Source organism: Microbulbifer sp. MI-G (genome assembly GCF_030440425.1).
In the GTDB taxonomy this organism is placed as follows: domain Bacteria; phylum Pseudomonadota; class Gammaproteobacteria; order Pseudomonadales; family Cellvibrionaceae; genus Microbulbifer; species Microbulbifer spongiae.
Map to the genome: position 1 here is coordinate 489282 of NZ_CP098023.1, position 21820 is coordinate 511101.

Consider the following 21820-nt stretch of genomic DNA (forward strand, 5'->3'; position numbering starts at 1 on the left):
TGCCGGTAAAAGTCCCAACCGCGGTCTGACTGCGCTGCACGCTATGGCGATACCCAAATCCGTGAATCCTCTGTTCCCCCCGATCGCTGCACGGGGATGGTGCCTGCCGGTGTGCATCGGCGATCCAAAACGCGGGAGTGCGATCATGCAACGGACGCAGGCGAGGGGGATTGTCATACCGTCTGTTGCCGGGAGCACACGGTGGTGATTACCGCCAGCTGTCATTGGAAAACGTCGGGAAACCCAGCTGCCCAACAGTGTGGCCATTGCCTTTCCAGAGCCTGTGTTGACCGTGAATTATCATCGCCGGAGGTTTTTTAAAGGTATTTGCAGTACCCGTGCACGGAAACATTTTCTACCGGGGATCTGTGCAGTCGATGGAGCGGTGAAAGTGAGCGGATGCCTGTAAGCACCCGGGGGAATGTATCCCTGCGGCGAACCTGTGGATTTTCTTACCAGATTGTGTCCCCGCAATTGAAACCCGTCTACCCTTTGGAAAGTGAATATACAAGGGTATTTTCCAATGCGCTATCCGGTCGTGCTCCACAATATTGAACATGCCGGCTTTGGTGCCATAGCACCGGACCTGCCGCATTGTCATTGCCATGCTGAAACTCTGGATGACACCTTGCAAAAAATGGCGGAAACCATGTTTCAGCGCCTAGAGGACCTGCGCCTGGCCGGGCAGCCAATGCCCAGGCCACAGGCGGTGGATACCCTGCGGGAAAACCCGGCATTTGCCGGTGGTATCTGGGCCATTATCGATGTGGCGAGTGCCTAGGGTTTGTGGGCCGGCGGGCAATGGATGGGATCTGTGCAAGGGCGACTGTGATGAAGAGAACTTTGGGTGCCCTGGCCCTGTTGCTGCCCGCCACGGTGAATGCCCTGGAGTGGAATAATCCCTTCGAGGGTATACGCACCGGTGAGTACCGGGTTATCGCGACCCTCGGTCTGGGCAATGGGGAACTACGGATCAATAACAACCGGGATTTTTTCGCTTATGCCAGCGTGGGCATTACCCCGGCAGTGGGTGTCTGGCAGGTGGAGTTGCGCGGTTCGCGCTTTGACGACAGCCACATAAGGGTCAACCAGGTAGGGTTGAACTTCAAGGTGGATTTTACCCTGAATTGCTATGTACAGTGCCTTTACTGGATGGTCGGCTGGAACTATGCCGATATCGACCTCAACGATGTCCGCAAGCACGGCTACTGGTACCACAGGAAGAAGGACTGGCACTACCCTGTGGAAAACTGGTATTACGATGGCCGCTATATCCATCTGCTCAACCCCAGCGGCAGTGACAGTTTCTGGAATTTGGGAATCGGTTACCGCTTTATGTGGACGCGGGATTTTGATACCTCTATTGAATACAATTATAACAATATCGGCTCCGTTCACCGGGTGGATTTGGGCCACCTGCGTACACTCACCGTCAACTTCTCCTACCGGTTTTAGGTGTGTCGGCATAGGTGCCCGCCAGTGGTTGCACTGGCGGGCGTGCGGGTAGCCTAAAGGCGGTAAATACCTTTGAGCCACAGGGTGCGGCCGGGTTCATTGACACGGGTTAACTGTGGGAAATTCGCAATCCCCGCGCCGGCGCGGCTGACATGTTCTGCGTAGCTTTTATTCAGCAGGTTGTCGATGCCGGCGGTAAGCAGCAGGTTGGTGTTGGGGCGCCACCCGGCATTGATCGACACGACATCGGCAGAGTCGGTTGGGCCAAAATCCTGACCGATAATAGTGCCTTTGCCGATATCCACGCGATCCTGGCTGGCGATGGCCCGCCACAGCAAACCTGCCGACCATTGGGGGATCTCGTAATAAAGACCCAGACGCGCTTCCAGGGGAGGCAGTTGTGCCAGGGTGGTGTTGTCGCTGTCGTTGGCTCCGCGTACCGATGTGAGAGTGAAGATGGTGCGCCAGCTGTCTGCCAGTTGATAGCTGGCATCCAGTTCCAGCCCCCAGGAACGCGCCTGGATATTGCGCACCACCATGGTGGTGCGGGTGGTGTCCATGGGGGCCCCCATGGGCACTGATTCGCCCATGGATGACATGGAGTGGCTATCAGAGGGGATTGCTGGTTTCCGGTAACCGGTCTGGACTATCAGGTAGTCGCGGATATCGTTGGCAAAAATGGAGAGGCTGGCGGAGGCGTTTTCGCCGTCATAGATAACGCCGACATCCAACTGGGTGGTTTTTTCTGCATTGATATCCAGGGCACTGAAGGAGTCCTCGGCTTCCCGTACGAAGATTTCCCAGTAATCCGGCGAGCGCTCGCTGTAGCCCAGTCCCGCAAACACGGTGGTCGATGATGCGGGAGCGTTTTGCCATGAGTGTTCGTAGCGCAAAAAGCCACTGTGCAGCAGTTCCTTGCGAGTGACACCGGCGGTGGGATTATCCACCGAAGACATTCCAGCCAGCGAAATCGCCTTGCGCAGGTCGCGTACTTTCCAGTCGTCCAGCCTGGCGCCGGCGATCCAGCGTTGGTCAGAGGACCACTGCCATCGGGCTTCAGAAAAAATCCCCACCTGTGAAAACTCCGCATCCTCTTTCCTGGGCAACCGGCGGTAGTCCACCTGATTCTGATTCATGCTCATGCGACTGCTGTGGCGGCTGTTGCGGGTGTCCAGGCCGGTCGTCAGTTCCACAGTGTCCAGGGGTGTGAACAGCAGGCTCAGCTTTGCGCCATAGGTTTCACTGTCCAAGTTCATGGCGATTGGTCTACCGGGCATCGCGGAGAGTGCGCGCAGACTGTTGTTGTCCATCACGTGGTCGATGTAAGTGAAGTAGCCCTGCAACTCGATGGTATTGAGCAAATCGCCGAGACTCCTGCGGAAATAGCTTGCCCTGTAACTCTCCCGGGCAAATTTCGTACCGTCGAGACCGCGATCGGCAAAAGCGGCTTCGCCATCGCTAAAAGTGCTGCCCAGCTCCAGGTGGGTATTACTATCCGGTGTCCAGGCCAGGCTGGCCTTACCGTTCCAGCGTGTGTATTGGGAGTGGATGTGATTGCCGTCGCCATCCTTATAGTCGTTTGCAGTGGCGCTGGCCGCCGAGCTGCGCAGGGAAAATACCGGTGATTTGTAAGCGATATCGAACAGACCGTCTGTGCGCTCGGCGCTGCCGCCAAGCAGGCTCGCATGCATATCCCATGTACTCTCGGTGGGGCGTTCCCGCAGCTGCTTGAACAACACCACACCCGTGGAATTGCCCGGTCCGTACAGCACTGTCTGAGGGCCCTTGATCACTTCGATCTCATCCAGGCTCTCGGGAAATAAATAGGCGGTGGGCGGGTCCATACGGCCGGAGCCGCTGCCCACGATGGACTCGCCGTCCAGCAACAGCCCCAGGCGCGAGCCGCCCATACCGCGCAACAGCGGATCGCCGCTGGTGCCGCCTTTGCGCACCACCGAAAACCCGGGGATGGTTTTCAAATAGTCAGCACCGTCATTGGCGGGCAGCGGCTGGCGCGGCAGTTTGGGATCGGTGACCAGGTTGAGGGGCAGTTCGGTCCTTACACCCGTGACAACCATCTCCTCCATTTCATCCGCGTTGGCGAGGAGGCTGGCGGGGCAGGCCCAGCCGGCAAGCATAATGAGGCTTAGGGGAATCCGCAGGCGGGCTTTACCCTTCAATGTGTTGGCAATTTCTTCTTTTGTGGTGTCTTTAGTCGATCTTGGCATGTTGACTTATCCATTTTTAGGTGGCGTTTTCAGGCGCAGTCGTAGGCGCGTCGCCAGTCAATCAATGGCGTGCAGAGATTCCCGATTGAGCGCATGAGCCAGCCGGGGGACTTGTACCTGGGAGGCGCTGGCGCATGGGTACAAAGTACCTGCTGCCCGGTTGGGCAGCGTTAGCGCGCTTTGCGGCTCGGGGAATCACTACAACAGTAGAAGTGCAGCGAGTTGTGTAAAGGGAAAGGCTCCCTGGGGTGGGGCGCGGATAAGGGGGCGCTCGAACAGGCCGGGCAGCACAATCCTGACCCTGGGAATTGTAGGTGGGCTTGAGACCCCACCGGATAGGATATCCGATACCGTGGCCGGGGTGCTGGCAACACCGGCAACGGCAGAGTAGGCACAGTGAGTGTCGGCAAAGGAGTGGGCGGTCAGTGTATCGTGATCATGTCCGCTGTGATGGTGTTCGCCAGCAGGGCCGGTTAACACAGTGAGCAGCAGGGCACTGCGGCTGTCGCCGTGGCAGAGACCGTAGGGTGTCCCCGCGGCAAGGGACGCAGGCATAAATCCCGTGGGAACCAGACCGCGAACGCTGAGAAAGACCCCTAAAAGCAGCAGTGCCTGCCACCGGGGAAGGTGTGAACAGCTTTGAATGGTGTGCCTGGGACGCATAACTTACGCAGCTGCTTGTCGGGTGTCCATTGTTATCCGCCAACCCTGAATGGCCCCAGAGTAGTGGCTGGCGAGGAAACAGTGCCACTCTCACTGCGGGGTTGCCTTCTTGCCCGTACAGGCAGTGATGTCTTGTGCACCGCCTTGCGCCTGTCAGGTTTCCGGGTGTATCGCACTGTGCACTGCGGAGAAAGTGTAGTCGAAAAACTTACCGGAAAAGCGATTTTATGCGGGCACTGATACCGTGAAAAAACTGGTGCTTGCTTTTCGCCCGGTCGCCGGTGAGAAAATTGATCTGGATCGATTGCCGTTTGCCTTTGAAGCTGCGGTAGCCGTGCCAGCAATTATTGGTCACCTTAAAAGCGACCAGTGCACCGGGGCCGGGCAGTAATTCATTGGCATAGTCTTCCATGTCGTCACCACTGCGCAGGATACGCAGCCGCCCGGTGGGTGCCGGCCAGGTTTCATTCAGGTAGACCAGCACGGTGATCAGTTTGCTTTTGGAATCGGTGTGGATACGCCCATCCTTGGCCCGGGAATAACCGCGCAGGGTGGCCATCATCGGTTTGTCGGTGAGGTCCAGTTGAAACTTCTCCCCGAGAATTTGTCGTACCTCCGCGCTGTCGAACTGCTCCACAAAGCGGCGCAGCGGTTCGCTGGTCTTGACATCCTCAATATTGAAGCTGCCGCCCTTGTGCAGTGAAGGAAAACTTCGAATCAGGGTGGTGGCCTCATCCGGGGGCAGGGACTGCTCCAGATAAAAGTGCGGGAATGGAGCGGATTGCACCTCAGCGGCATGCAGCCGGTCAATAGCAAGTTGGGACATGATCGGGCAACTCTCCCTGTACTGTGGAACACTTCCTTTATATCACCTCTATTATCTCCGAGATGGTACAAATTGCATCAAAATTGTGTCCTCTTCCGACGAGAGTGGACCGGTTAGAGTCTACCGCTGCGTTTCAAGCACCAGTAGGCTTCAATCAGGGCCTGGTGCAGGCTTTCCGGGCGCGAGTCCACCACCAGCACGTTATGTGCCTGCAGTTGCTGCAGCAATCGCGTGCGCCTGTGCAAAAAATCCCTTGCCGCGGCGTAATCCACCGCACCGGCAAAATCCCCGATCCGCTGCTGTACCAAGTGGTCCACGGCTGTTTCCCGCAGGCTCGCCACCATCACCAGGTGGCTGCGGGTGAGCAGGCCCACTGCTGCGAGCAGTTCCTCGCTGTCCTCGTCGCGCAGGTTGGTAATCAGGATCACCAGGCTGCGGCGCTTGTGCTGGCTCAGCAGTTGCTGGGCTGCGCCGCTGTAGTCCGCGCTGCCGGTTCCGGAATGCAAATCGTAGACATTATTCAACAGCAGGTTGATGGCACTTTCCCCTTTCACTGGCGGCAGCTGTCCGCCGGAACTGTCATGTCCGGCGGCAAAGGCCTGCAGACCCACAGCATCCCCCTGTTTAATCGCTACATAGGCGGACAGTAACAGGCCGTTGAGGGCGTGGTCGAAATGGCTCAGCTTTCCGTCCTTGGCGCGCATGCGTCGACCGCAATCGAGCATATAGAGAATTTCCTGGTCGCGTTCGTCCTGGTATTCACGGCTGATTAATTTGCGCAAGCGCGAACTGGCACGCCAATCTACCTGACGCTGACTGTCACCCCGGCGGTACTCGCGCAGCTGGCGAAAGTCCATGCCTTCTCCGCGACGCTGTTGCTGGTGCAGGCCCAGCCTGCGCAGGGTCTGTTCGGTGGAGAGCGCCTGCAGTGAGGAGATGCCGAGGAAATTGGGGTAGACCTTTACCGATTGCTCCTGTCCCAGCCAGGCGCGGGTTTGCCACAGGCCCCAGGGGGAGTCGGCGAGGATCTCTATTCGACCGAAATTGGCACTGCCGCGGCGGTGCGGCACCAGGGTGTATTCAATAGAGACTTCCTGCCCCGGCTGCAACTGTGCCCGGCATGGTAGCCAGGTGCTTGCCAGTTGCTGCGGCACACTGTCGCAGACGGAGAGCTGCAGCAAGCGCGGACCACTGTTGCGCAGAGTTAAGCGGGTACAGTTGCGCACGCCAAGCGCCAGATTGCCCGGCAAGCGGCGTTCGCCCGCAAGGTCGGTAATACGGCGACCGGTCAGGAAATCCAGCAGGGCCGCGCCGATCAGCAGAATCCCGCCTGTCCACCAGGCTGCCTCGAGCAGCCCTGTGGCTGCGGGCAACCAGATGCGCGCGCTGCTGATTGCCAGGGCTGCCAGGCACCAGTAACCGAGCAGTTTTACCAGGCGTTGGCTGGGTCCTGGGCGGCCGTTCTGGATCGGAGTGGCTTGCATCTCTGTGGCGGCAGCGCTTTGGGTCACAGTCGCGGTGCCTCAACACTGTCGAGAATCTGTGTCAGGGCGCTGTCTGCGGTTTCTCCGTCGATCTCCATATCCGGGGACAGGCTCACGCGGTGGCGCATTACCGGAATCGCCATGGCTTTGATATCGTCGGGCAGAACGAAGGCCCGGTCCTGCAACAGGGCGCTGGCACGGGCCGCCTGCAGCAGGCCGATACTGGCGCGCGGGCCCGCCGGGCTGCGCAGTTGGGTGGCCTCGCGGGTGGCTCGAACCAACCGCACGGCGTAGTCCAGCACCTGCTGGTCCAGGGCGACCTGGGGTATCAGCGCCTGTAGTTGCTGCAGCTGCTCGATGGTGATTTCGCCAGCCGGTTTTGCCTGCAGGTGCTGTTCGATGCGGCCGCTGCTGGCGGCGGCAGCCAGTTGCCGCTCCGCTTCCAGGCTGGGGTAGTCGATCAGGACCTTGAGCAGGAAGCGGTCGAGTTCCGCCTCCGGCAGCGGGTAGGTGCCTTCCTGTTCAATAGGGTTCTGGGTGGCGAGCACCATAAAGGGATTGGGTACTGAGAGTGCCTCGCCGTCAATAGTGACCTGCTTTTCCTGCATCACTTCCAGCAGCGCCGCCTGGGTTTTGGCCGGGGCGCGGTTGATTTCGTCTGCCAGCAGCAGGTTGGTGAAGACCGGGCCGCGGCGTACCTCGAAACGGCTCTCGCCCATGTTGTACATGGCGTGACCGGTAACATCCGCCGGCATCAGGTCCGGGGTGAACTGGATGCGGCGAAAGCTGCCACCAAAACAATTGGCCAGGGTGCGCACCAACAGGGTTTTGCCGAGGCCGGGCACACCCTCCAGGAGCACGTGGCCCGAGGCCAGCAGGGCTACCAGAACCTGGTCGACAACTTGTTCCTGGCCAATCAGCAGGCGGTTGATATTGTTGCGCAGCAACTGCAATTGGGCACAGGCGGCCTGCCAGTCCGGCGTGTTGTGGTGGGTTTGCTGTTCTGGTTGAAGGATGGTATCGCTCATAGGACTGCCTCGATTCGCTGCAGGGTGCGCATGTGTTCAGTAAAGGATTCTTCGCTGGCCGCCGGTATTCCCCACAGGCTGGCGATGATGTCGTGTTCGCTGAGACCTGTTGCGGCACTCAGCCTCTCAGCCAGCTTGTGCCGGGATCCGGGGTCGGCGTCAGTGGCGCTGAGTCGGCGCAACAGTTCGGCGCGCTGGCCGCGCAGTAGCTGTTCGCAGTGGTCCTGTTGCCAGTAGTAGTGGCCACAGGCGGAGATATGCTCCAGCAGGGAGCGGCGCTTGGCTTCCGGGGCCGGTTGCAGGGGACCGAATCGGCGCGCGCGCAGCAACAACCAGCCGAGCAGGGCCAGAGCACCGGCAAAGAAGCCCTCTGCGGCGTATTTGCGCGCCAGGTAACTGAGCGATTCGAAACGCGGCCGGGTCAGGAAGACAAACTCGCCGTTACCGGCCAGCAGTTGCAGGAAATAGGCATGATCGAAGTGTCCGATACGCTGAGAGTGCCAGATCTCGCTATCGGTCAGCAGGGTAATGACACCGCTGCCCCGTTCAAATTGCATAAAGGGCACGGCTTCGTCGTCGCGCCATACCCTGGCCCAGAATACCGGTGCATCGGCGACAGTATTGTCGTCGAGTCCGGGATGGTAAAGCAGGTGGCTGGCATTGAAATGCAACTGGAACTCCACACCACTGTCCGAGGTCAGGCTGACCAGATCCTGTGGCTCCACTTCCGGGTTGCGGGGCTTCTCCCGAGCGATTTCAGCTTGCGCCTCTTTCTGTGTGGAGTCGTCTTTACCAATCCTGCGGTTGTACTCGCGCAGGGCCTCGCCGGGGCTCTGCTGCGGGCCCAGTTCGGCATCTTCACCGAGCAGTTGCTGCAGGGGTTGGGCGAAGTCGTACTCCTCGTGCCCCTGCATAATGGAGACATTCAGTGCTTCCAGCAGCCAGTCGCGCGCTTCACTGCGCTGCTCCTCAACATCAAAGCCCTCGGTGCGCGCCACCACAATGGCATGGCCACCGCTCTGTACCCAGTCCAGCAGTTCCGCCACCCGCTGCGGGTTGTAGACCAGAGAAGAACTGGCAATAAACAGGGTGGCGTCCGCAGAGAGCCCGTTGACTACAGAAAGATTCTCCGCCCGGCGGGGTTCCAGCCCCACAGCGGCCAGGTATTGTTCCGCTGCCAGGAACCGATTGCGTCGTGCCTCCGGGCCCCAACCGCGATCCCGCTCTTCGGTATAACGCTCGAAAAAGGTCAAAAACCCCCATACCAACAGTGCACAGAACAGCAGCGAGCCGCCGATCAGCAGGCGTTTAACGGTCATTGCGGAATACCTCCTGCCATTCCTGGCACAATGCGTGTATCCGCGCGTCGATCGGATTGCGATGGGCGTAGGCCAGTTGCTGCCAATCGGTAGTGAGCTGTTGTACAAACCGGCTCAATGGAACCGTGACCGGGGGCAGGTGTTCCGCGGGCTCCCGCGAGCGCCTGTGCACCAACCGGGCACACTCACTTTCAGTCAGGTGATCGCCGAATTGAAACTGGAAGTCCTCGATCAGGTGGGACAGGGTAGCGCGATACAGCAGGCCGAGACTGGCGCGCTTTTCTCCGGCTTGCCACAGGCGTTGTACTTCTGCGCACACATCGTCGGGCAGGCTCGACTGGCGTATATCAAGTCCGAACAGGGTTTCCGGGACGGCAGCTTTGGGCTTGGATCTGGGCTGCCAGCGCAGATGCTTCAGGATGGTGTCGTGGTGGCGCCAGCCCAGGTAGATCAGCCCTGCAATCACCCCAATCCATAACAGGATCTCGATTAACCCGGCAATGACGGCTCCCCAGTTGGAATCGGACGCATCATCGGTATCGAGGGAAGGGCTAAACAACCACTCAATGAATTGGATCAGCCACTCGGGAATTTTCTGCTCTTTGCTTTCCCATCCCTTCAGGCGCCAGCCGTTGATCTGCTCTATTTGGTGGAAGTCTTCACCCGCGAGAATTTCATCGATGTGCTGCTGTGCTTGTTGTGGTGTTTCCAGCGCATCCGCCCTGCTTTCCGGTGCCGGGGCGAGGGGGCTGAAGAAGAGGGCAAAAAGCAGGAGTAGCGTGACGGTGCCAGAGCCTCCGGCCACGCCGCGCCGGGGCGGTTGCTGCCTGCGCTGGTGGCGCTCGGCCAGGTCGCGGAACTGGAGTTCGATATCCCAGCCCTCCAACTCAATGCGCCGGCCGATGTACAAACAGAAACCGGAGACGATATAAAACGGGGCCACTGCCGCCATGATAAACAGGTAGAGTACGTTGGAGAGCCATTCCAGCCCCAGGGTGTCGTTCCTGAGTATTGGCAGCCAGTCGATGTTGGCGGCCACCTGCTCGGGAATAAACAGGTAGATCAGGATAAATGCAGCGATCAGGAACAGCCCCTCCAGGTGGATTCCCGTCAGGGTCAGCCAGGTGGCGGCGCTGGCATGTTTTCGGTGCAGTACGCCGAGACGTGCGCTGCGCACAGCGCCACTGGATTGCTCCAACACGGTGACCGGCATATCGAAAGAGCGGGTGGGGTTCAGGCGGCGCAGGGTAATCCAGGCCAGCCAGTCGCGGCGGTTCTGTGCGAAAAACTGCTTTAATGCGGCCAGGGCCGATACCGGCGCCCCGAACAGGGCGCGGCTGATCATAAACAGTGGCAGGCGGTCAAACACCGGTTTCAACCACCATACGGCAAACAGTGACCAACCGGGATGTTCGGGCAGCAGCCAGGCGAGGGAGGCCAGCAGCAAGGCCGCAGGCAGCAGCCACACCAAAAACAGGGGCAACCAGTATTGTCGTGCCAGGGCCGTACCCAGGTCGATGGACTCCCAGGGCGAGCGCAGGCGCGCGCGCACGGTCAGGTTTTCAATGTGCACCTGTGGCCTCCCGCCGCCCGGCCAGGGCGAAGTAAGCGAAAACCACGAGCCACAGCAGGCCGCCGACACCGAGTTTGATACTGATCGGAGTGGCGGCGCTGGAAGACCAGAAGGCCTCGAGGAAGGCGGCAATCACCAGCATCAGAAAAGTGCCATACATGATTTTCATTGCCTCGACACTGGCCAGGCGCAGGGCTATCGAGCGCCGGTGCTGCCCCGGGTCCACCAGAGAGCGCCCGAGCAACAGGCCGGCAGCACCGGCCAGGACAATGGCGGTCAACTCAAAAGCGCCGTGGCCAATCACAAAGGGATAAAACGTAGAGACAAACCCGACGCGTGTTATGTGGCCAAAAACCGCACCGAGGTAGACGCCATTGAAAACCAGAAAAAAAATGGAGCCGAGGCCAAACAGTATGCCACCGGCAAAAGTGCGGAAAGCGATGCCGATATTGTTCTTGATATAGAAGCCGAACATGGCCAGGTCGGTGTCCGAGCCGCGCTCGCGGCCCAGTACGCGGTTGCCGGGGTCATACATGGACTCCAGTGAGAGTACGTCTGCCGGAGACATCACGGCGTAAATCAGTGCATCGTTGTTGTAGGTGCCGATGCCCATCACCAGAGCCGGTAACAAAAACAGGGCGCTGGCCAGTGCCACAGCGCGGCCATTGGCCCGCACCGCTTGGGGAAAGCCTGCCAGCAGGTAGTGCAGCCAGCCCCTGCGACGCAGGGTCTGCTGGCGATAGACCCGGTGGTGGGCTGCCATCACCAGCTGGTTGAGGTGATCGATCAGGCGGCTGGTGTATTGCCGCTCCTTGGCCACTGCCAGCTGCTGGCACAGGTTGCGATAGGCTGCGGGTAGGTCCAGTGTGGCTGGATCCGCATTTTTTCCACCCCCTTTTAACCAGGTCTCCAATTGTGCCCAACTATCGCGATAGCGGTTCTCGAAATCTCTCTGTCGCATAACTCGTTATTCTCGGCCACCCAGCAGCCAACTGGCCACCGAGCGCAGATAACCCAGCGCGGCGCTGTCTCTCTTTTGGGTAATGGGCTCGAGTAAATTGGCCAGTTCCTGTTGGCGCGCTTCACTCAAGTCGTCGTGGCGCTCAAACAGACTGACCAGGGCCTGCTGGTCCTGTCGTTTCAGGTTGCGCGGTGGCGGCAGTGGGGTGCTGTCCGGCAGGGCGACCGGCGCTTTGTCGGCCTCCCGGTAGACCACCAGAGTGCCTGCGGCCAGATCGCCGAGGCGCTGGAAGTGCCGCCCGAGGGTCATGGCGATCACACCGGTGGCATAGGCGAAGGGCAGGAAGTCGGCAAAGCGCAGCAGGTTGCGCACCAGGGAGGCTCCCCAGGAAATGGGGGTCAGGTTGTCATTCACCACCATCAGGCCGAAGGCTTTTTTCCCCGGTGTCTGGCCGCCGCGCAGCACTTCAAAGAACACCGGGTAGAACCACTCCAGCAGGAAGGAGCAGACCAGCCAGATGCCGATACCGGCAGTGTCGGCAACGGCCAGACCAATGCCCAGCGCTATGAGTACCAGGGTGCGATACAACACATCCACCGCATAGGCGAGGATGCGCGGGACAGGCCCTGCAGCCCGCGCATGCAGATCGATCCCTTCGGGGGTTTCGACGTGATAGGTGGTATCCAGCAAGCCTGCGCTCCTGTCAGGTCGGAGGGTCTATGCCCTGTGGGGACTGCCAAAAACTTTGCGATAGGCGACGCCAATCGCGATAAACAAGAGCGGCAGGGCCCAGATCATACCTATTAACACCGCTAAGAAGCCGGCAAGCCCTATCAAAAGGAGCAAGATCAAAAAGCCGAGGAAACTAAACCAGCGCTTTGTCACTGCCTTGCGCGAGGCTTCCAGGGCCTGCCAGGGTCCCAGGTTTTGATCGACCACCAGAGGGATGGCAAATAGATAGGCAACCATCAGGTAGATCCCCGGGAGAACAAGCAGGAGAAGTCCGATAAAAATAAAGATGGCCATCAGGAAATTGACAATAACCAGAGGGACAATCTTATCGAAATAAGCCAGTACCTCTGTGCCGGAGGTGTCTTCCCCTCGGGCAATCTTTATTCCGATCATTGTCATTCCGGCGGCGAGGGGAAACCCGATAATCGTCGTGATCAGGTTGTAAATGAGCTCTTGGGTGAAGGAGGCATCACCTTCCGCTGTGAAGACCCCGGTGATAAAGCCTGCAACCACAGTGATGGCAATGAGTGCAATCACATACAACAATATGCCCAGCCAGACTGTGCGTTTTTTACCCTTTGAAAGACGCCAGCCCTCACTGACGGTCTCGCTGATGGAAAACGAATAATCCCCGGCAATCCCCTTTTCAACAGAGCCGAAATCGCCGTGTTCTTCCCCGTTGGTCAGCTCTGCTTGGGGGGCTTTATACATATCGCTCATGCTTGTGAATATCCTCGTTATGTCTTTAGTGTTGGAGCGTCCAGAGTCCCGATACGAATATCTCACAGCCGGGATCGAGGAACAATGTCGCGCCAGCACATCAGCAGGTTGTAGAAGTTCCCAGTCCGTTCATGGGAGTGAATAATTGCCAACACGGGGCTCCATCATCGGGATAGCCCCCCGCAATGGCCAAGGGTCTCGATAAGATATGGTTAAATAATAACCATTCAGGATGTTTGAAGAGCGTACCCTAAAGAGAAATTCTACGATAAATCAGCGCACAGCGCTGTGAAAAGGCGGCCATCAACCGGTCAACCTATTGACCGGCCCAGTGAATAGGGATAGAGGCTTTGGGCGCAGGGGGGGTAGAATAAGTGGCGATAACGTTGACGAGAATAAAGGAAAGATGCCGTGAAAAAACTGTTTCTGCCCCTGGCCATCGGCGCTTCGCTACTGGCCGCCCATGCGATCGCCGCAGGCAGCGATCCCCAACAGCTGTTGCAACAGACCGAGTCCAGGGTGATCGAATGGCGCCGGCATCTGCACCGGAACCCGGAGTTGGGCAACCGGGAATTTGAAACGGCAAAATACATCGAACAGCACCTCCAGTCCCTGGGCATGGAAACCGAGAGCGGGGTGGCTCACACCGGCGTTATCGGTCTGTTAAAGGGGAGCAGGCCCGGCCCTACCGTGGCGCTGCGCGCGGATATGGATGCCCTGCCGGTCACCGAGAGAACGGATGTTCCCTTCGCGTCCAAGGTGCGCAGCACCTATCAGGGCAGGGAGGTGGGCGTTATGCACGCCTGTGGTCACGACACCCATGTGGCGATGCTGATGGGTGCTGCCGAAGTCCTGGCCAATCTCCGCGACCAGTTGGCCGGTAATGTATTGTTTATTTTCCAGCCCGCCGAAGAGGGTGCGCCGGATGGCGAGGAAGGCGGGGCCGAGTTGATGCTGAAAGAGGGCCTGTTCAAAAAATACCAGCCGGATGTGGCTTTCGGCCAGCACGTGACCTCTTCTCTGCCCGCTGGGGTTTTTGGTTACCGTTCGGGTCCGCTGATGGCCGCCGCTGACGAGTTCCGCATCACCATTACCGGCCGCCAGACCCACGGTTCGCGCCCCTGGGGCGGGGTTGACCCCATTGTTGCCGCCGCGCAGGTGGTGATGGGCACTCAGGCTATTGTCAGCCGCCAGATCGACATCACCAAGGAACCGGCGGTGATTTCCTATGGCCGGATCGACGGCGGCGTGCGCAACAATATTATTCCCGACAGCGTGTACTTAAACGGCACCATCCGCAACTTTGACATGAATAACCGCGCGGAAATTTTCAAGCGCCTGAAAACCACCGCTGAACTGGTTGCGGAGAGTTCCGGGGCCGTGGCCGAAGTGGATATCCTCGAAGGGTACCCGGTGACGATAAACAATGCAGAACTCACGCAAATGGCCCTGCCGGTGCTCAGGTCCGTGGCCGGTAAAGAAAAGGTGATCGAGGTTCCCAAAATTACCGGTGCGGAGGATTTTTCCTACTTTGCCAATGCAGTGCCCGGCTTTTTCTATTTCCTCGGCATAACCCCGCAGGGCGAGGACCCGAGCAAGGCGCCCAGCAATCATTCACCCTTGTTTTATGTGGATGAAAGCGCACTGCGCCAGGGCACCGAAGCGCTGACCCTGCTGACCCTGGATTATATGGCGAACTATCGCAAGCAGTAATCAAAGGGTCTTTTGAATGGCAGGTTGGAAAAACAGGATAAAGCCCCTGGACCTCTACGGAGAGGTCGATTCCAACTTGTCGAGCTGCTGGATCACTGCCTCCCTGATGGGGCATCTTGCGCTTATGACTCTCGCATCTTCGTAATTAATGGGATAGGGTTTGAAGCCGTAATTTTTGTCCTGGCAGTGTTTATCAAAAAAGTGCGAAGCATACGGGCAACTGACCACTTTTTTAGCTCTATTCAGGATTGCATTGACAAGTAATTCTGGCGGTTTATTTAAGCGGGTCGACGGGGATTTGGCTCGCGGTTTCAGGGACACAAACTCCTAATAAGTGTTAGAGCATCACATCATGGAGACAACGATATGGTACAAGGTGAATGCAACTGCGGAGCGGTAAGCTTTACAGTTGATGCCGGGATCTCTGACGTTTTTGTCTGCCACTGTTCTATTTGCAGGCGCTCTACAGGTAGCGGTGGTATAGCGGTGGCAGTGGTAGCGAATAAAGCCCTCGCCTGGATCAAAGGGCAAGACCAAATAAGCTACTGGTCAAAGCCGGGGCACGAATGGCATACGTATTTTTGTCAAGTTTGTGGCACTGCTGTTCCAGGAGAAAACGATGCAGAAAGTATGTATCTACCCGTTGGTACATTGACTTCGGGTTGCGAGAATCTGCGGGTCGCCCATCATTTGTATGTGCATTCAAAAGCCTCGTGGGAGGAAATCGGTGACTCAGGGAAGCAACATATCGAAAATTATAAGCCCTAGGGTAGAAAAAATAATGAATGCGTATGGGGTGGGCACATAACAATTGGTGGCGCAATCGCAACTATGGCTGGGCTGGACGCCCTACGCAATTCTTAATGATTATCTTTGTGTTTATCAAATCTTTGGGCGATAACCCCTTAAGATACTTTGTTTTTAATAATTCGGTACTTTCAGTGCCAGTTATACTGGTTGTTTTTGTGTGTTTTTCACTGGTGTTGGGATATCTGGATTCAAAGTTTGGGTTTAGGGGGGAAGAGATAAGAAACCCTTCTAAATCCAATCCGGTATTGATGGATATTCAACAGTCTATTGACGGGCTAAGTGCAAAACTCGGCGATGGGGTCATCAGAAAATAGTGATGCTCGGGTAAAGGCGAGTTCCCAGCCCACATTCCCTTCACCACTGTATGTGCGGGTCCAGATACGGCGGTGGATTCAAACACGCCGTTGCGGTGATGCAATGTCATCCGGATATCCCCTCCAACACAAGCCTTGAACGCCCTGGGAATGAATTGCCGATGCCCTGGTATACCGCAAATGGCTACGCAGCCGGAGGCAACGCAACTTGGTGTCGCCTAAAGCTTCAGATTGATTGCAGTATTTGCAAAAAGCGCATACCGTAGGTCTGCTGCCCTAGTGCCCAGCCGCTTCACCGGCGCAGTCAAAGAATAATAAATGTCAAAGAATAATAAATAGATAACCAATACCGCAACGATCATTTTCTACCCCGCGAGTGCCCCGTAACGGCAGCCCTCGCGGGAAATTCATACGCAAAACACATAAACAAAAAAGGCCGCATCATGACCGCGTAAATGATAGAAAAACGCCACCCCTCGGTGCAGCAACACCAAGGGATGGCTAACCCCAATAGATACATAACCTATCTAGCGAGGCTGTCTTGAATGATACGCCATACACTCGTTCGTCTTCAATAAAGGTCTTTTTGAAGGCATGCATTCCGGGTCACTCCTGCCCCCGGCGGCGGAGTGTGCTGTGGCGTTGCGTGATGATTGGTGTGGTCTTTTACTTCAGCCGCGCACCGCCTCTCTGGCTGCGTACCCAACCGACAAATTTCCCTTTGCTTTTTTCCCACAAGGATCACGCCTGCGGCGGGAGAAACCGCACAAAGCGCTGTGTTTTTTCTACACCTTTCCGTCACAGGCGAGTCAAGGAGCCTATAAAAATGCCTATATTACCCTGTCGATTGTTTCAGCCGGTGGAGCTGGGGGATTATTTCACCTTCACCCTGGTCGCCATCAAAGAGAACGCGATAGACCTGCATATTGCGCCCGGCAGGGGCAACCGGGTGATGCGCGCCGTGCGCCTCCTGCAGTGGTTGGATGAGACCTGGGCGCCGGACGAAGCCTGTGCACTGGAGGAGGGCCCAATCGATCAGCCTCCAGCCATCATCAGACCATTCAAGCCGCGCCCCGATAAGAAGCCGGAGCCCTGAGCGGGCACCTGGAAAGTCGGTACAGCCCCGAGCAGCACCGCCAACGCTTACCTTCCTGTGCTGTCACGGCGGGGAGGTAAGCGCAGCCGAAACGGCAAGCCAGTGCTTTTCTGCTCCGCACTGGTGCCCTTGTAAGTAATCAGTAAGGCTTGATCGCGGCACACGGCGTTGCCGGGTTGTTCCGGAAAGCGGTGTCAACAGACAAGAGGAAGGATACCCAGGCGATACGCCCATCCGCATCCTGGTGCAGTTCCCCGGGCAATATGACCAGGTAGGAGCCGGAATTTCGGTCACCGTGGCTGTTAGATTCGCAGTAAAGGCTTTTCCCTCCTAAAAACCAATAAATACAATGGGTTACATTTATTGGTGTTTTTTGGGATACTGGTCATTGTGGTCGTTATTCCAGATGGTTAGATCGTACTAATCTGTCGTGCCGGATTGACTTACAGTAATTTTTTAATAGTTTGGCATGAAAATAATTTAGAAGTCCTGATCATGGTGATCAATATCTAAATGTTAGAGCTGTAAAAGTAGAAATGAAAATATTAGTGACCCTTTTACTAATTCTCATTGCTCAGAGTGTACTTGCATGTCAGGAGCTAAACTGGACCCCAGAACAGTGGGCTGAGAATTCCAAAGAAGTTTATATTGGCAGAGTGTCTAGCATATCTATTCCTGAGCTAGACAATCGAGTGTTAAGTAAAGAGCAAGAAAGCTATCTAGTGCGTGGGGCGGAAAGAATAATCCGCATAAAGGTATATGAGACTCTAAAGGGCAGCCAAGAAAACCTTGTTCAAGTGAAATTAGGTTGGTGCCGTGGCGGTGAGGCTGGCCTCGGGAAAATGGTAGTTCTTTATGGCCTCGGTAAGGAGTGGCACGTAAAACAAGCTAGTGATGCTATTGCCAAAACTAGGGCCGTGCTAACAAGTAAAGGCACTGCAGGTGGTAAAGCTGCGCCAGTGCTTTAAGCGTTGAGTGGTAATATGAACTTCAATCTTAAGCAAATGCATAGCAAGTGTTGCTGGCATCAAGAAGTCATATTAAAGAGTAAACTTTGTGGCTGTGTTCATTGTCTCAGTATTTTTCCTTCTCCCGAAATTACTGACTGGATAGATGAGCCAGAGGACTGCCCATGAGGCCCAGGAAGAATCGCACTGTATCCAAAATGCGATATTGATGCAGTGTTACCTGAAAGTGAGCATTATAAATCACTAAAAATCTTCTAAACAAAATGAACAAAGAGTGGTTTCTAACCAGTGTTATTATTAGCACTTAACAAGACTGCCTACACCGGCCGCTGCGCTAGCCGCCTGTGACAGCGGCGTTATTAATACTCAAGTAATTAAAGGAGAAGCAATGAAGTTTATAGTATTATTTTTTATAGTTTTATGGAGCAATAATTCTTATTCTGAGGGCTCTTTCAAGATTTTTATTTCCCCCTCAGGAAATGACTATAATGAAGGACTTACAAATTCCTACCCCATAAAAACCCTCTCGCGAGCCCAAGATGTTCTTGAATTATACAACTCCGGCCTACCCGTAGAGATCCACATAAATCAAGGAACTTACTATCATCAGTCAGTTTTTTGGACCTATACTAATGGCCACTCAATTACATTTACACCTGTCAATTTCACAAATGAAAGACCTGTCTTTGATGGAGGCGGCAATATAAACACTTGGTTTACATTAAGTAAATCAAATAGGTCATCGAGTAAACTGAAGTTTAGATATATTAAAGTCCAAAATTATCACACGGCCATGTCGTTTGAGGGTAAAAGGAATTACGTGAGTAATTGGAACTCGGAAAATGAATTGTATGGCATGTTTTTTTATAGGATCGGAGGAAAGTATACTAATTTTGGAAACTCTACAGCCGCTGTACGTTTTGTAAACTCTCGCAGTAACTCAATTGCTAACACGCACTTTGTAGATATTTTGAACAATTCGGCAGGTGCATCTGCAATTCATGCAATATATTTTGCTCATTACTCGTCGCATAATGAGGTTTTAAGAAATCGTTTCCTACGTATCAACGGGGACCCAATAAAGGTCAGAGATGAATCAAACTATAATTACATGGCTGATAATCGCTTTTATTCATCTGGGCGAATTGCTTTTTATCAAGGGTGGTACTGTAATGCTGACACTAGAGGATGGAACCTAGATGGCAGTAATCCTGGGGGATGCACAAAATCAACTGGAGAATGCCCGTCCATTGGCAATGTATTTCGTAGCAATTATCTATATGGCGGTTATGGTGGAGCAATTAAGGTTTTTGATATACGAGAAGACGACAATTATTGTGGACCACTAAGTAGCCCAAGATTGAGAACATCGAACAACGTAAAATACTATTAAGCCATTGCTAACAAGGCGCTTAAAAGCGACCGCATGCTGCGGCGCTTTAGCTAAGTGTTATGTTTCCAAGTTACCCATAAAAAGTAGGTGCCTCACTATCTCCTAGAAACCTCAGGTCCAGGCCATCATGATTTTTGGGTGCTAGCAATTTTTTTGCCATTTGGGAGTGTAAATTCGTCAAATAAAAGAGAGCCAGGCTGCCGACACAGGGCGGGGTGCCAAACGGCGATCCCGCCCAATGGCCAGTGGCAGACCATTGCCCCTTATTCCCCGCTGTCGTTGCGTAGCCTGTGGTGTAGCCTGACCGGCGGGGCCTGCCGCTCCTTCTTGCTGCGCAGGCGCAGGTTGAGCATCTCCACCATCATGGAAAAAGCCATGGCAAAATAAATATACCCTTTGGGTACATGCACATCAAAGCCTTCCACCACCAGGGTCAGGCCTACCATAATAAGAAACGCCAGGGCCAGAATCTTCACCGTTGGGTGCCGATCGACAAAATCGCCAATGGGTTTGGCCGCAACCAGCATCACAGCAACAGCCAGCACAATGGCAATCGCCATAATGGAGATCTCATCCACCAGTCCCACGGCGGTGATAACCGAATCCAGCGAGAAGACAATATCCAAAAGCGCAATCTGCAAGAGCACTATGCCAAAGCCGGCGCTGCCCAGGGCCGCGGCGTCAGTCTCTGTTCCCTCAAGACTGTTGTGGATTTCGTGGGTTGCCTTGCCGATCAAAAACAGGCCACCTCCAACCAAAATGATATCGCGTCCGGATATTTCCATTCCAAACAGGCTGAACAGGGGTTCCACCAGCCCCATGATCCAAACGATGGAGAACAACAGTGCCAGGCGGGTGACCATAGCCAGGGTCAGGCCAATAAAGCGTGCAAATTCCCGCTGCCTTGCCGGCAGCCGGCCGACGAGAATGGAGATAAAGATAATGTTGTCTATGCCCAGCACTATTTCCAGCGCGGCCAGGGTGCCCAACGCAACCCAGGCTTCCGGGTTGACTACCCACTCGAACATAAAAGCGTGCCTTTTTTGAATGCGGAGACTGAATCGCTAGTAATTTTGCCGGCGGCCAGCTTAGCACAACGGGGGGGAAATGCCGCAGCAGGCACAAGTTGGCCCAATTCCCTGAGGGGTGGCGGCGGCGCGGCGTAGAGGCTGTGCTCTTTCAGGAACGATAACAAAGAGGCGGGCACTTAACTTGTTTGGTGGTGGTATTTAAACAATAGGCAGGTGCGTTGTTTGCGCCGTTATTCTATTCGCCTTGGCGCCGCCAGGCCCTGGTGTGACTTCCGGATCCCATACCTGGGGCTCTGCTTAGGGGCCCGCCTCTAGCGTGGCGTTTGTGTTGTCGGCCGGGTGCCGCCACACTGCCAGCAAAAATCAAATGCGGCTCCGTTCTCTTCGCCACAGACCGGACAGGGCCAGCCCTGGCCTGTTTCGACATCCTCCAGCAGACGCCTTGCATGCTCGAAGTCACGATCCCGTTCCAGCCACAGTTCCGGCCAGACCTGGTTGGGGGCCAGTTCCCCGGATGCCCCCTGGGCAAACGCGTTTTTCAGGAATACCGGGATACCGGCCACCTCAAGGCGGCTCTTTGCCAATTCGACCAACAGGCGGTTTTCGTGGGTGTAGATCAGTTTCATCATAAAAAGGGCGCAGGCCCATGGCAATCAACAAGTGCTGGTGTAGACGGCTGGATTGCTGTTGCGAAAAACAGGGTCTTACAGAAGGTGCTGTGACCGGTATTTTAAGGAAGCATCCGGGGCATGGCCCTGGGCGGTGCCCGCCTGTGCTAATTGACAACCCGCCTGTCTGTCTGGTTGCCAGTGTAACAAAACGGCGCTTGAAATAACCCTGCCAGATTGATGGGCCAGGCAGAAAACCGGGACAAAATGACTTGTTATTCCGGTTCGGCCAGGGTGCAGTCCTCCACTGCGCAGTAATCCTCATGAGATACCGTGATAATTTCCAGAATGGTATCCAGAGAGTCGAGAGCGGCCCGGCTATGCACCATGACCCTGCCCGAGCGGCTGGCGATATATTCAATAACAGCCCGGCCCTTGGAACTTTTGTACACCGCCAGGCGCTGGCCTTTTTCCACGATGTCGCCGTGGTTGACCAATAGCTGAACCCACTCCCTGGGGTGAATCTGTGCGGTACCCGTGCGGGAGGTGTTCGAGTGGCCCTGTCCGGTATACAGCAGACCCGCTATCTCTCCGAGCGCTGGGGTCTCCGCTGCCTGTACCGGTGTCAATCCACCGATGCTCAGGAATACCAAAAACAGGAGGATGCTTTTCACCCTGGTTCTCCCACACGCAGTTGACTTCGCGGGATCACAACCCGCACCACTGGGCATGTCGCCATCGCTTTTTTGCAAGGGGCAATATGTTAGGTATAGCTGACTCGGTAATTCACGCCAGAAAAAGCGTTCGTGCGCCGTTTGCGGGTGGATGCGGGATAAGCCAACAGGACCGAGCCCGGTTGTGCGTGCGATGGGAAACGGGTCTTCAATAGGCCAGTTGG

21 protein-coding genes are annotated in these 21820 nt (G+C 55.8%); 8 read left to right on the plus strand and 13 right to left on the minus strand.

Annotated elements, in window-relative coordinates:
• Nucleotides 1-523: 523 nt before the first annotated feature.
• Both M8T91_RS02000 and M8T91_RS02005 read left to right on the plus strand, forming a co-directional pair.
• Nucleotides 524-781, plus strand: coding sequence for a type II toxin-antitoxin system HicB family antitoxin (locus M8T91_RS02000; RefSeq protein ID WP_301416328.1), 258 nt, complete (start codon nt 524-526; stop codon nt 779-781).
• Nucleotides 782-831: 50 nt separating this feature from the next.
• Entirely contained in the window at nt 832-1455 is a 624-nt protein-coding gene (locus M8T91_RS02005; protein ID WP_301416330.1) for an outer membrane beta-barrel protein, read from the plus strand.
• Between the two features lie 53 nt (nt 1456-1508).
• On the opposite strand, the gene M8T91_RS02010 is transcribed toward M8T91_RS02005, so the two are convergent.
• The 10 genes from M8T91_RS02010 to M8T91_RS02055 form a co-directional block, all read right to left on the minus strand.
• Nucleotides 1509-3683, minus strand: a complete 2175-nt coding sequence (locus M8T91_RS02010; protein ID WP_301416332.1) for a TonB-dependent copper receptor — start codon at nt 3681-3683, stop codon at nt 1509-1511.
• Nucleotides 3684-3881: 198 nt separating this feature from the next.
• Complete coding sequence (locus tag M8T91_RS02015; protein ID WP_301416334.1) at nt 3882-4346, minus strand: hypothetical protein; 465 nt, start codon at nt 4344-4346, stop codon at nt 3882-3884.
• Nucleotides 4347-4554: 208 nt separating this feature from the next.
• Complete coding sequence (locus M8T91_RS02020; protein WP_301416335.1) at nt 4555-5172, minus strand: 2OG-Fe(II) oxygenase; 618 nt, start codon at nt 5170-5172, stop codon at nt 4555-4557.
• A gap of 113 nt (nt 5173-5285) precedes the next feature.
• Nucleotides 5286-6683, minus strand: a complete 1398-nt coding sequence (locus M8T91_RS02025; protein WP_301416336.1) for a DUF58 domain-containing protein — start codon at nt 6681-6683, stop codon at nt 5286-5288.
• A complete protein-coding gene (locus M8T91_RS02030; RefSeq protein WP_301416338.1) occupies nt 6680-7684 on the minus strand; it encodes an AAA family ATPase in 1005 nt (334 codons plus the stop codon). The genes M8T91_RS02025 and M8T91_RS02030 overlap by 4 nt, the downstream gene beginning before the upstream one ends.
• Nucleotides 7681-9003, minus strand: coding sequence for a DUF4350 domain-containing protein (locus M8T91_RS02035; RefSeq protein WP_301416340.1), 1323 nt, complete (start codon nt 9001-9003; stop codon nt 7681-7683). The genes M8T91_RS02030 and M8T91_RS02035 overlap by 4 nt, the downstream gene beginning before the upstream one ends.
• Nucleotides 8993-10576 carry a hypothetical protein gene (locus tag M8T91_RS02040; protein WP_301416342.1) on the minus strand — a complete coding sequence of 528 codons (1584 nt, stop codon included), beginning with the start codon at nt 10574-10576 and terminating at the stop codon, nt 8993-8995. Before M8T91_RS02040 ends, M8T91_RS02035 begins: the two co-directional genes overlap by 11 nt.
• A complete protein-coding gene (locus M8T91_RS02045; RefSeq protein WP_301416345.1) occupies nt 10566-11537 on the minus strand; it encodes a stage II sporulation protein M in 972 nt (323 codons plus the stop codon). Before M8T91_RS02045 ends, M8T91_RS02040 begins: the two co-directional genes overlap by 11 nt.
• Before the next feature lie 6 nt (nt 11538-11543).
• A complete protein-coding gene (locus M8T91_RS02050; RefSeq protein WP_301416347.1) occupies nt 11544-12227 on the minus strand; it encodes an RDD family protein in 684 nt (227 codons plus the stop codon).
• 27 nt (nt 12228-12254) lie between these two features.
• On the minus strand, nt 12255-12989 hold the full coding sequence (locus tag M8T91_RS02055) for a DUF2189 domain-containing protein (RefSeq protein ID WP_301416349.1): 735 nt from the start codon (nt 12987-12989) through the stop codon (nt 12255-12257).
• 411 nt (nt 12990-13400) lie between these two features.
• Here M8T91_RS02055 and M8T91_RS02060 point away from each other — a divergent pair, with 411 nt between their 5' ends.
• The 6 genes from M8T91_RS02060 (at nt 13401) to M8T91_RS02085 (ending at nt 19283) form a co-directional block, all read left to right on the plus strand.
• The gene (locus M8T91_RS02060) at nt 13401-14702 is read left to right on the plus strand and encodes an amidohydrolase (protein ID WP_301416351.1); all 1302 of its coding nucleotides are present in this window, start codon (nt 13401-13403) and stop codon (nt 14700-14702) included.
• Between the two features lie 366 nt (nt 14703-15068).
• Nucleotides 15069-15470: a GFA family protein gene (locus M8T91_RS02065; RefSeq protein WP_301416353.1), complete on the plus strand. Its 402-nt coding sequence runs from the start codon at nt 15069-15071 to the stop codon at nt 15468-15470.
• A 23-nt stretch (nt 15471-15493) separates the two neighbouring features.
• Complete coding sequence (locus tag M8T91_RS02070) at nt 15494-15826, plus strand: hypothetical protein (RefSeq protein ID WP_301416355.1); 333 nt, start codon at nt 15494-15496, stop codon at nt 15824-15826.
• Nucleotides 15827-16652: 826 nt separating this feature from the next.
• Nucleotides 16653-16922 (plus strand): hypothetical protein, encoded by a 270-nt coding sequence (locus M8T91_RS02075; protein WP_301416357.1) that lies wholly within the window; start codon nt 16653-16655, stop codon nt 16920-16922.
• A gap of 536 nt (nt 16923-17458) precedes the next feature.
• The gene (locus M8T91_RS02080) at nt 17459-17890 is read left to right on the plus strand and encodes a hypothetical protein (RefSeq protein ID WP_301416359.1); all 432 of its coding nucleotides are present in this window, start codon (nt 17459-17461) and stop codon (nt 17888-17890) included.
• 388 nt (nt 17891-18278) lie between these two features.
• Entirely contained in the window at nt 18279-19283 is a 1005-nt protein-coding gene (locus M8T91_RS02085; RefSeq protein WP_301416361.1) for a hypothetical protein, read from the plus strand.
• 263 nt (nt 19284-19546) lie between these two features.
• Here the strand turns inward: M8T91_RS02085 and M8T91_RS02090 are convergent, their stop codons facing one another.
• From M8T91_RS02090 to M8T91_RS02100, 3 genes are all read right to left on the minus strand, one after another.
• Nucleotides 19547-20311 carry a TerC family protein gene (locus M8T91_RS02090; protein WP_301416363.1) on the minus strand — a complete coding sequence of 255 codons (765 nt, stop codon included), beginning with the start codon at nt 20309-20311 and terminating at the stop codon, nt 19547-19549.
• A 314-nt stretch (nt 20312-20625) separates the two neighbouring features.
• Complete coding sequence (locus M8T91_RS02095) at nt 20626-20943, minus strand: putative signal transducing protein (protein WP_301416365.1); 318 nt, start codon at nt 20941-20943, stop codon at nt 20626-20628.
• A gap of 254 nt (nt 20944-21197) precedes the next feature.
• On the minus strand, nt 21198-21596 hold the full coding sequence (locus M8T91_RS02100; RefSeq protein ID WP_301416366.1) for a hypothetical protein: 399 nt from the start codon (nt 21594-21596) through the stop codon (nt 21198-21200).
• Nucleotides 21597-21820 lie beyond the last annotated feature (224 nt).

Excerpts from the sequence above, each read along its gene's own strand:
- M8T91_RS02070 (WP_301416355.1), top strand. The coding sequence starts at position 15,494 with ATGGGGTGGGCACATAACAATTGGTGGCGCAATCGCAACTATGGCTGG.
- M8T91_RS02000 (WP_301416328.1), top strand. The coding sequence starts at position 524 with ATGCGCTATCCGGTCGTGCTCCACAATATTGAACATGCCGGCTTTGGT.
- M8T91_RS02085 (WP_301416361.1), top strand. The coding sequence starts at position 18,279 with ATGAAGTTTATAGTATTATTTTTTATAGTTTTATGGAGCAATAATTCT.
- M8T91_RS02015 (WP_301416334.1), bottom strand. The coding sequence starts at position 4,346 with ATGCGTCCCAGGCACACCATTCAAAGCTGTTCACACCTTCCCCGGTGG.
- M8T91_RS02065 (WP_301416353.1), top strand. The coding sequence starts at position 15,069 with ATGGTACAAGGTGAATGCAACTGCGGAGCGGTAAGCTTTACAGTTGAT.
- M8T91_RS02090 (WP_301416363.1), bottom strand. The coding sequence starts at position 20,311 with ATGTTCGAGTGGGTAGTCAACCCGGAAGCCTGGGTTGCGTTGGGCACC.
- M8T91_RS02035 (WP_301416340.1), bottom strand. The coding sequence starts at position 9,003 with ATGACCGTTAAACGCCTGCTGATCGGCGGCTCGCTGCTGTTCTGTGCA.
- M8T91_RS02005 (WP_301416330.1), top strand. The coding sequence starts at position 832 with ATGAAGAGAACTTTGGGTGCCCTGGCCCTGTTGCTGCCCGCCACGGTG.
- M8T91_RS02080 (WP_301416359.1), top strand. The coding sequence starts at position 17,459 with ATGAAAATATTAGTGACCCTTTTACTAATTCTCATTGCTCAGAGTGTA.
- M8T91_RS02075 (WP_301416357.1), top strand. The coding sequence starts at position 16,653 with ATGCCTATATTACCCTGTCGATTGTTTCAGCCGGTGGAGCTGGGGGAT.
- M8T91_RS02030 (WP_301416338.1), bottom strand. The coding sequence starts at position 7,684 with ATGAGCGATACCATCCTTCAACCAGAACAGCAAACCCACCACAACACG.
- M8T91_RS02055 (WP_301416349.1), bottom strand. The coding sequence starts at position 12,989 with ATGAGCGATATGTATAAAGCCCCCCAAGCAGAGCTGACCAACGGGGAA.
- M8T91_RS02045 (WP_301416345.1), bottom strand. The coding sequence starts at position 11,537 with ATGCGACAGAGAGATTTCGAGAACCGCTATCGCGATAGTTGGGCACAA.
- M8T91_RS02010 (WP_301416332.1), bottom strand. The coding sequence starts at position 3,683 with ATGCCAAGATCGACTAAAGACACCACAAAAGAAGAAATTGCCAACACA.
- M8T91_RS02095 (WP_301416365.1), bottom strand. The coding sequence starts at position 20,943 with ATGATGAAACTGATCTACACCCACGAAAACCGCCTGTTGGTCGAATTG.
- M8T91_RS02020 (WP_301416335.1), bottom strand. The coding sequence starts at position 5,172 with ATGTCCCAACTTGCTATTGACCGGCTGCATGCCGCTGAGGTGCAATCC.